Raw genomic sequence first — 9,324 nt, 5'->3', positions numbered from 1 at the left:
AAGACGTTTTGCTGATGCTAAAGAACAGCATGGTTTGCGATGGACTAAGTACAAAGGAATTCAAAAAGTCACCATGGAGACCACGCTTATTTTCGCATGCATGAATTTAAAGAAATTAGCAAATTATCTAGCAGGTTAAGCTGGATATTTTGCTAATTTCTTTAAAATAACAATATTTTTCGAAGAAAAAAGACAAACTCACTTTTAGAATTGTGAGTTTGTCTTCAATCTGAAATGCCTAAGACACTGCGTCTTAGGCATTCTTTTATATTTTAACCAATAGAACCTTCCATTTCGAACTTGATTAAACGGTTCATTTCAACTGCGTATTCCATTGGTAATTCTTTTGTGAATGGCTCGATGAAGCCCATTACGATCATTTCTGTCGTTTCTTCTTCTGAAATACCACGGCTCATTAAGTAGAATAACTGTTCTTCTGATACTTTAGATACTTTAGCTTCATGCTCTAACGAAATATTGTCGTTTAACATTTCGTTGTATGGAATTGTATCTGATGTTGACTCGTTATCCATAATTAACGTATCACATTCAATGTTTGAACGTGCGCCAGTCGCTTTACGTCCGAAATGAACGATACCACGGTAAACTACTTTACCGCCTTGTTTAGAAATCGATTTAGAGACGATTGTAGAAGAAGTGTTTGGTGCCATGTGCATCATTTTCGCACCAGCATCCTGAACTTGTCCTTTGCCTGCTAAAGCGATAGATAATGTCATACCACGTGCACCTTCACCTAATAAGTAACATGCAGGGTATTTCATTGTTAATTTAGAACCGATGTTACCATCAATCCATTCCATCGTTCCATTTTCATACACGAATGTACGTTTTGTAACTAAGTTGAACACATTATTTGCCCAGTTCTGAATTGTCGTATAACGGCAATATGCATCTTTTTTAACGATGATTTCTACTACAGCTGAGTGTAAAGAATTCGTCGTATAAACTGGAGCTGTACATCCTTCAACGTAATGTACACTTGCGCCTTCGTCAACGATGATTAGTGTTCTTTCGAATTGTCCCATATTCTCAGAGTTAATACGGAAGTATGCTTGTAATGGCGTTTCTAATTTTACACCTTTTGGTACATAGATGAATGATCCACCTGACCAAACAGCAGAGTTCAATGCAGCAAATTTATTATCTGCCGGTGGAATTACTGAAGCAAAATACTCTTTAAAGATATCTTCATTTTCACGTAATGCTGAATCTGTATCTTTAAAAATAATGCCTTGTTCTTCTAAATCTTCCTGCATATTGTGGTATACAACTTCAGATTCATATTGTGCTGATACCCCAGCTAAATATTTTTGTTCAGCTTCAGGAATACCTAATTTATCAAATGTTTGTTTAATCTCTTCAGGTACTTCGTCCCAAGATCGTTCTGTATGTTCTGACGGTTTAACATAATACGTAATTTCATCAAAGTTTAATTCTGATAAATCCCCACCCCACATCGGCATAGGCATTTTGTAGAATTGTTTTAACGATTTTAAGCGGAAGTCTAACATCCACTGTGGCTCATCCTTCATCTTTGAAATTTCTCTTACGATATCTTCAGTTAGTCCACGTTCTGAACGGAAAATAGATACGTCTTTATCATGGAAACCATATTTGTAATCACCAACATCGGGTGCTTGTTTAACCATTTCACTCACTCCTTTTAGTTTTCATTCTTTGTGCCACGTTCTAATGCTTTCCAGGCAAGCGTCGCACATTTGATACGGGCCGGAAACTTAGCTACACCAGAAAGTGCTTCAATATCTCCAGCTTCTTCCTCTATTTGATAATCTTCTCCAAGCATCATCTTAGAGAATTCATCACTCATCTTTAATGCTTCTTCTATTGTCTTACCTTTTATTGCTTCAGTCATCATTGATGCGCTAGACATTGAGATTGAACAACCTTCTCCATCAAACTTAGCATCCTGAACAATATCGTCAACAATATCAAGTGTAAGTCGAATTCTATCTCCACACGTTGGATTGTTCATATCTATTGTTAAGGCACCATCTTCTATAACGCCTTTGTTACGAGGATTCTTATAATGATCCATAATGACAGAACGATAAAGTTGATCTAAATTATTAAAACTCATAACTGAAAAACTCCTTTGTTTCTTTCAAGCTTTGAACAAGTTGATCTACTTCTTCCTTTGTATTGTAGATGTAGAAACTTGCACGTGCTGTAGAAGACTGTCCCAACCATTTCATTAAAGGTTGTGCACAATGATGCCCTGCACGAATCGCAATGCCATGTGAATCTAAGGCAGTTGCTAAATCATGTGGATGTACACCTTCTAAATTAAAAGTGATTAATCCTGCACGTTTATCTGCAGTTGGACCGTAAATTTCTAAACCTTCAATTTCACTCATTTTTTCGTATGCATATGTCGTTAACTCATGTTCATAAGCTAATACGTTGTCCATACCGATATTGCTTAAATAGTTAATCGCTTCTGCTAAACCTACTGCTTCAGCAATTAAAGGTGTTCCCGCTTCAAATTTAGTCGGTAATTCTGTCCATGTAGAATCCTGTAAACCTACAAAGTCAATCATATCTCCACCAAATTCAATCGGTTCCATTTGATTTAAATATTCTTTTTTTCCATATAACACACCGATACCTGTTGGCCCAAGCATCTTGTGTCCACTGAATGCATAGAAGTCACAATTTAAATCAGTCACATCAACATTCATATGAGGTATTGCCTGCGCACCATCAACTACAATCACAGCCCCATTTTCATGTGCAATTTCAGCGATGCTTTTCACATCATTGATCGTGCCTAGAACGTTAGAAACATGTGCCATTGCAACAATTTTTGTCTTGCTTGTAACTGTTGCACGTACATTTTCCAACGTAACCGTGCCATCTGATTCAAGCGGAATATATTTAAGCACTGCTTTTTTACGTTTCGCAAGTTGTTGCCACGGAACTAAATTTGCATGATGTTCCATCTCAGTAATGACAATTTCATCACCTTCACTAACCGCAATATCACCATAACTGTGTGCTACGGTATTAATTGCTGTTGTCGTACCACGTGTAAAAATAATCTCTTCAAAATATTTCGCATTAATAAAGCTGCGTACTCTCTCCCGTGCATTTTCATACCCGTCCGTAGCACGCGTACCTAAAGTATGTACACCACGGTGTACATTTGCATTCATATGCTCATAATAATATTTTGTTTTCTCTATTACACTTGATGGTTTCTGACTAGTCGCTGATGAATCTAAATAAATGATATCTTTCCCGTTAACATGCTCAGTTAGAATCGGAAAATCTTTTCTGATTGCTTCAACATTTAAGCTGGTCATTCAATATCAAGACCTTTCAAAACTATATTTTATAATTTACCCATTACTTTTTCTTCAATAACGTCTGTTAATTGACGTTTTACTGCTTCAATTGGTAATTCAGTTACTACTGGTGCTAAGAAACCATGAATGACTAAACGTTCTGCTTCCTGTTTAGAAATACCACGACTCATTAAATAGAATAATTGCATCGGATCCACACGGCCTACCGAAGCTGCGTGTCCTGCTGTAACATCATCTTCATCGATTAATAATATCGGGTTAGCGTCTCCTCTAGCTTTTTCTGATAACATTAATACACGTGATTCTTGTTGTGCGTCTGCTTTTGTACCACCATGTTTAATGTGGCCGATACCATTAAAGATTGAAGATGCTGAATCTTTCATTACACCGTGTTTTAAGATATGACCTTCACTAGACTTACCATATTGTATGATTTGTGTAGTGAAGTTTAATTTTTGTTCTCCACGACCTACTACAACAATCTTTAAATTACTCTTAGAATTGTCACCATTTAAGTAAGTCGTATTATCATTAATTGTGTCGCCATCATTCATCAAACCTAAAGCCCAGTCAATCGTTGCATCTTTTGCTGCCATACCACGACGGATAACATGCCCTGTAAATCCTTTGTTTAAGAAATCAACGGCACCGTAAGTGATTTTAGCGTTATCTTTTGCGATAACTTCAGAAACTAAATTTAACTGTGCATCTTTTGTTTCTACAGTTGATAAATAGTTCTCAACATATGTTACTTCAGCACTTTCTTCAGCAACAATGATTAAATGGTTGATGATATTTACATCTGCATTATCATGTAATACTACATATTGAATTGGATTTTCAACGACTACATTACGTGGAACGTATACGAATAGTCCACCATTCATCATAGCAACATGCAATGCAGTAAGGCGGTGTTCATCCACTTTTACAGCTTCAGTCATATAGTATTGTTTTACTAACTCACTGTTTTCAATTAATGCAGTTTCAATATCTTTTACGATTACACCTTGATCAATTAAAGACTGTTCAACTTTTACTAGTGCAGGTGTATTGTTATGTTGCACAATAAGGTTTTCTACATTCTCCATATCCAATAAGTTTTTAACCGCTTCAGGTAAAGCATCAGTTGAAGCATAAACATCACTTTTGATTTCTTTATGGTGAACATCAAAGACCCATTTATCAAGTTTTGTTTTATCTGGTTTTGGCATTTCAATTGTATTTAATTTATTAAAAGCGTCAGCACGTAATTCTGCCATCCATGTTGGCTCATTGCGTGATGCTGAGAAATTTTTAATAATATCGTTTGTTACATCGATTGTACTCATCACATTTTCCTCCTATTTAATTATCAGGTATTACGCGTTAATTGTTTCATCTTGAATGTTTAGCTCTTGTTTAATCCAGTCATAACCTTCAGCTTCAAGACGTTTCGCTAACTCTTCTCCACCTGATTTAACAACTTTACCTTGCATCATAACATGTACGAAGTCAGGCGTAATGTAGTTTAATAAACGTTGGTAATGCGTGATAATTAAGCAACCGAAGTTTTCTCCGCGCATTTCGTTAATTCCTTTTGATACAACTTTTAATGCATCGATATCTAAACCTGAATCGATTTCATCTAAGATTGCAAATTTAGGCTCTAGCATCATTAATTGAAGAATTTCGTTACGTTTTTTCTCCCCACCAGAGAATCCTTCGTTTAAGTAACGTTGTGCCATATCTAAATCCATTTCTAAAAATTCCATATTTTTGTCTAATTTCTTGATGAACTGCATTAAATTGATTTCATTACCTTCTTCACGTTTAGCATTAATTGCTGAACGTAAGAAGTCTGCATTCGTAACACCAGAAATTTCTGATGGATATTGCATCGCTAAGAAAAGACCAGCTTGTGCGCGTTCATCAACTTCCATCTCTAATACGTTCTCGCCATCAAGTAAAACTTCACCTTGAGTAACTTCATATTTAGGATGTCCCATAATCGCTGCTGATAAAGTTGATTTACCAGTACCATTAGGTCCCATGATTGCATGAACTTCATTTTGTTTAATCGTTAAATTTACACCTTTTAAAATTTCTTTCCCTTCAATTGAAACGTGTAAATCTTTAATTTCTAAAACTGATACCATATTGAATTCCCTCCGATATATATAATAATTTCATCTTATCTAGTTTATAATAATTTTAATCTGAGGTCAAAGACCTATGACTTAAATCACAGTACTTATTATAACCTAAATAAGATATTAGTTAAATTAATCGGGCTAAATATTTTTAATCAGTGAGAAAATATGTCTTTTGATTGAAAATAAAGAAACATGAATATAACCTTAATCTTCAATATAGTTTAAAAATCTCTTCCAAACAAACTCTTCATTCTATATCATCTTTACATTAATAAAAAAAGAGATTAAGACAAATGTCTGAATCTCATTTTTACTATTTTGCTGGAATTACTTTTCCATCATATTTTTTATTGATGAAATCCTGGATTTCTTTTGATTGTAATACTTTTATTAATGCTTTGATCTTAGCATCTTCTTTATGTCCTTCTTGAACTGCAATTAAATTTGCGTATGGAGAATCTTCACCTTCAATTACAATTGAATCTTTAACTGGATTTAATTTATTTGCTAATGCAAAGTTAGAGTTGATGATTGTTGCATCACCTTCACCATTGTTATAAGTTTTAGGAACAAACTCTGCTGCTTGTTTGTTGTTGAATTGAATATCTTTTTTATTTTCAACGATATCTTTAAATGTCGCTTTTACAGGATCTACTCCGTCTTTAAGTTTAATTAAACCTGCTTTTGTAAAGAATGATAAGAAGCGTCCTTCTTCAGCCGGGTTATTAGATACATAAACAGTTGCACCTTTTTTTAATTCATCTAAGTTTTTCACTTTTTTTGAATATACCGCCATTGGTTCAACGTGGACATTTCCTGCTGATTCAATTTTGTATCCTTTAGCTTTTTTCTCAGTTTCTAAATACGGTGTATGTTGAAAGTAGTTCGCATCGATGTCACCTTCTGATAACATACGGTTTGGTGTTGTATAGTCATTGATGATTTTAATTTTTAAATCATAACCTTCTTTTTTAAGTGCTGCTTTTGCTTCTTCTAAAATTTCTGCATGTGGTGCGGGTGAAGCCCCTACTGTAATCGTTTTGTCATCTGACTTTGAAGTTTTGTTGTCGTCAGATTTATCATTACCACAAGCTGCAAGAATTAATATTAATGATGCAGTAAGAAATACGTAAAATAATTTTTTCATTTTTAACGCTCCTCTTTTTTGTATTATTTTTATAAAAATCCATTATGGATAATTAACGTTTATCAACTTTCTTCGTAATAATGTCACCGACGAATTGAATGAGGAATACAATAATTAAAATAATTACTGTAGAAACAAAAATTACGTCATTTTGTCCTCTTGTGAATCCAACTAAGTAAGCTAAGTTACCTAAACCACCGGCACCAATAACGCCAGCGATTGCTGTAGAACCAACGAGTGCAATTGTTGTGACTGTAATACCAGATACAATCGCTGGTAAACTTTCAGGAATTAATACTTTTTTAATTAATGTCCATGTATTTGCGCCCATTGATTCAACAGCTTCAATTACACCTTTATCAATCTCTTTCAATCCAATTTCAACAAGTCGCGCGTAGAAAGGTGCTGCACCGATAATTAAAGCTGGTAGCGCTCCTTTTACACCACTGATTGTCTGCATGATTAAATTTGTAAATGGGAATAGCAATAAAATCAAGATAATAAACGGGATTGCTCGGAATAAATTGACGATAAAAGCAGTAACACTATAAAATACACGAGCTGCTTTTGACTTACTTCGAGATGTTAAAAATAAAATAATGCCGATAATTAATCCAAATATAAATGTGAATATTGCAGAAATAAAAGTCATTGATAGTGTTTCAACAGTAGCAGTCCATACATCTGCCCATACAACATTTTTCATACTTAACATATCTGTCAATGTTTTAATAAAATTATCCATGTCTTTCTACCTCCATCTCAACACCATGGCTTTTTAATTCTTCAGCGATAGGTTGAAGTGATCCATTTACTTCTTTAACATGAACAATTAAATTACCGAAAGATCCTGCTTGTGTATGTTTAACATTCCCTGCTAAGATATTCATCTCGATGCCGTACTTCTTAATTACTTTACTTACGATAGGCTGGCCAGTTGAAGATCCAACAAATTTTAATTTCAGGATACTGCCATGTGGATATGCTTGTTTAATCTCTTCGATTGAAGTCTCAGTTTCATTATCCTGGATATCATCACGTACAAAACGTTTTGTGATATTTGTTTTTGGATTATTAAATACTTCTATCACTGATCCTTCTTCGACCACTTTCCCTAACTCCATTACAGCTACTTTATGACAGATCTTGCGAATTACTTCCATCTCATGAGTGATTAAAATTATCGTTAAGTTCAACGTTTTATTGATATCGACTAATAATTCTAGTATTTCATCTGTCGTCTGTGGATCTAAAGCACTCGTTGCTTCATCACAGAGTAAAACGTCAGGATCATTACTTAATGCGCGGGCGATACCTACACGTTGTTTTTGTCCACCTGACAATTCTGAAGGATAAGCATTTTCTCTTCCTTCTAATCCAACAAGTTTAATCAAAGATTTCACTTTAGGACTGATGTCACTCTTTTTAACGCCAGCTATTTCAAGAGGTAATGCAATGTTATCATATACCGTTCTACTCCAAAGTAGGTTAAAATGCTGGAATATCATTGATATTTTTTGACGTTCTTTATTCAGTTGCTGCTTTGACAACTTATTGATGGTACTGCCATTTACAATCACGTCACCACTCGTAGGTAATTCTAATCCGTTAAACATTCGAATTAATGTACTTTTCCCAGCACCACTGAAACCAATAATACCGTAAATCTCACCGCTTTGAATTTCAAGATTTACGTTATCGACAGCTTGTATATTTCCTTTTTTTGTTGTAAATGTCTTTACAACATTATTTAATGTAATCAAATTTGGCCTCCTAACGAAAAAACGTCTCTCCTATGTGGACATAAGAAAGACGATAATTATCTATTTTCGACTCTCTCATCTTCTAAAGTTAATATAACTTTATGTGAATTGGCACCATGTCATTATTGACGGTTGCCGGGTTTCATAGGGCACATCCCTCCACCACTCTAGATAAGAGTTTATTTAGTTGTTTTATGAATATGTTCTTTATCTTAAGTCAATTTGAAGTATTCGTCAACATTAAATTTAAATTTTCATATAAAGTTGTTACGGACTCAAATTGATAAGATATATTTTCTACCATGCCGTTACGTATAAACAACAATACCGGCACACTTTTAATTTCGTAATACTGACTTAAATTTTCATAGTAATTTAAATCAATTTTTGTAACTGGTATGTTTAGAGATGCAGCAGTAATATCTAACATCTTTTCTGCAAGCTTACATGTACCACAAAACGGAGTATATCCAAATAGAATAAATGGTTGATCTGAAATTTCAAATTGCAAAAGCTGATTTAAGTTCATATTGCGCGGGCTTACCTTTCCAGACAAATTGTTGTTTTACATCAAACTGATGTTTCATCATCGTTCTTGCTAAATAATCTAGTGGGCAATTACCCACCTCACCGTATTTCGGATCAATATGAATATGATTACTTTCACTCAAATGGCGTTTAAACCAAGATCTAATTTTACGTCCAGCTTTATCGCTATCGGTCATAATATAAACTTTATGATGATACAAATCTTCAATCATATCATCCAGTTTTCCGATACCCATCGTGCCATTGGTGCATATAATATGTACAGGTTCCATTAATACTTCTTGTAATCTTAGTTTGTCACGCTTTCCTTCTACAACGATAACTTTAGTAATTACAGACATGTCCATCACCTTTTTATCATATTGTATTTAGTTTTAGCAATT

General features: G+C 34.3%; 11 protein-coding genes and 1 riboswitch. Of the genes, 1 reads left to right on the top strand and 10 read right to left on the bottom strand.

The window, feature by feature from the left end:
- A partial coding sequence (locus BHX94_RS07590) for a transposase (protein WP_146606913.1) occupies nt 1-139 on the top strand: 139 nt, incomplete at its 5' end.
- 133 nt (nt 140-272) lie between these two features.
- Here BHX94_RS07590 and sufB read toward each other — a convergent pair.
- From sufB to BHX94_RS07540, 10 genes are all read right to left on the bottom strand, one after another.
- Complete coding sequence (gene sufB, locus BHX94_RS07585; protein ID WP_111745568.1) at nt 273-1,670, bottom strand: Fe-S cluster assembly protein SufB; 1,398 nt, start codon at nt 1,668-1,670, stop codon at nt 273-275.
- A gap of 14 nt (nt 1,671-1,684) precedes the next feature.
- Entirely contained in the window at nt 1,685-2,119 is a 435-nt protein-coding gene (gene sufU / locus BHX94_RS07580) for a Fe-S cluster assembly sulfur transfer protein SufU (protein WP_096077053.1), read from the bottom strand.
- Entirely contained in the window at nt 2,109-3,344 is a 1,236-nt protein-coding gene (locus BHX94_RS07575; RefSeq protein WP_111745567.1) for a cysteine desulfurase, read from the bottom strand. Before BHX94_RS07575 ends, sufU begins: the two co-directional genes overlap by 11 nt.
- A gap of 29 nt (nt 3,345-3,373) precedes the next feature.
- Entirely contained in the window at nt 3,374-4,678 is a 1,305-nt protein-coding gene (sufD, locus tag BHX94_RS07570) for a Fe-S cluster assembly protein SufD (protein ID WP_111745566.1), read from the bottom strand.
- A 30-nt stretch (nt 4,679-4,708) separates the two neighbouring features.
- On the bottom strand, nt 4,709-5,485 hold the full coding sequence (gene sufC, locus BHX94_RS07565; protein ID WP_096077056.1) for a Fe-S cluster assembly ATPase SufC: 777 nt from the start codon (nt 5,483-5,485) through the stop codon (nt 4,709-4,711).
- A 310-nt stretch (nt 5,486-5,795) separates the two neighbouring features.
- Nucleotides 5,796-6,629: a MetQ/NlpA family ABC transporter substrate-binding protein gene (locus tag BHX94_RS07560; RefSeq protein WP_111745565.1), complete on the bottom strand. Its 834-nt coding sequence runs from the start codon at nt 6,627-6,629 to the stop codon at nt 5,796-5,798.
- A 52-nt stretch (nt 6,630-6,681) separates the two neighbouring features.
- The gene (locus tag BHX94_RS07555; RefSeq protein WP_111714327.1) at nt 6,682-7,374 is read right to left on the bottom strand and encodes a methionine ABC transporter permease; all 693 of its coding nucleotides are present in this window, start codon (nt 7,372-7,374) and stop codon (nt 6,682-6,684) included.
- Entirely contained in the window at nt 7,367-8,392 is a 1,026-nt protein-coding gene (locus BHX94_RS07550) for a methionine ABC transporter ATP-binding protein (RefSeq protein ID WP_111745564.1), read from the bottom strand. Before BHX94_RS07550 ends, BHX94_RS07555 begins: the two co-directional genes overlap by 8 nt.
- 72 nt (nt 8,393-8,464) lie before the next feature.
- Nucleotides 8,465-8,570: riboswitch (SAM riboswitch) on the bottom strand.
- A gap of 39 nt (nt 8,571-8,609) precedes the next feature.
- Nucleotides 8,610-8,921, bottom strand: coding sequence for a thioredoxin family protein (locus BHX94_RS07545; protein WP_096077061.1), 312 nt, complete (start codon nt 8,919-8,921; stop codon nt 8,610-8,612).
- Complete coding sequence (locus BHX94_RS07540) at nt 8,893-9,282, bottom strand: toprim domain-containing protein (protein WP_111745563.1); 390 nt, start codon at nt 9,280-9,282, stop codon at nt 8,893-8,895. Before BHX94_RS07540 ends, BHX94_RS07545 begins: the two co-directional genes overlap by 29 nt.
- Nucleotides 9,283-9,324 lie beyond the last annotated feature (42 nt).

It is taken from the genome of Macrococcoides bohemicum, assembly GCF_003259675.1.
Taxonomy (GTDB): Bacteria; Bacillota; Bacilli; order Staphylococcales; family Staphylococcaceae; genus Macrococcoides; species Macrococcoides bohemicum.
Note: the sequence above shows the minus strand (reverse complement) of the source record. Positions and strands in the feature narration are given on the sequence as shown.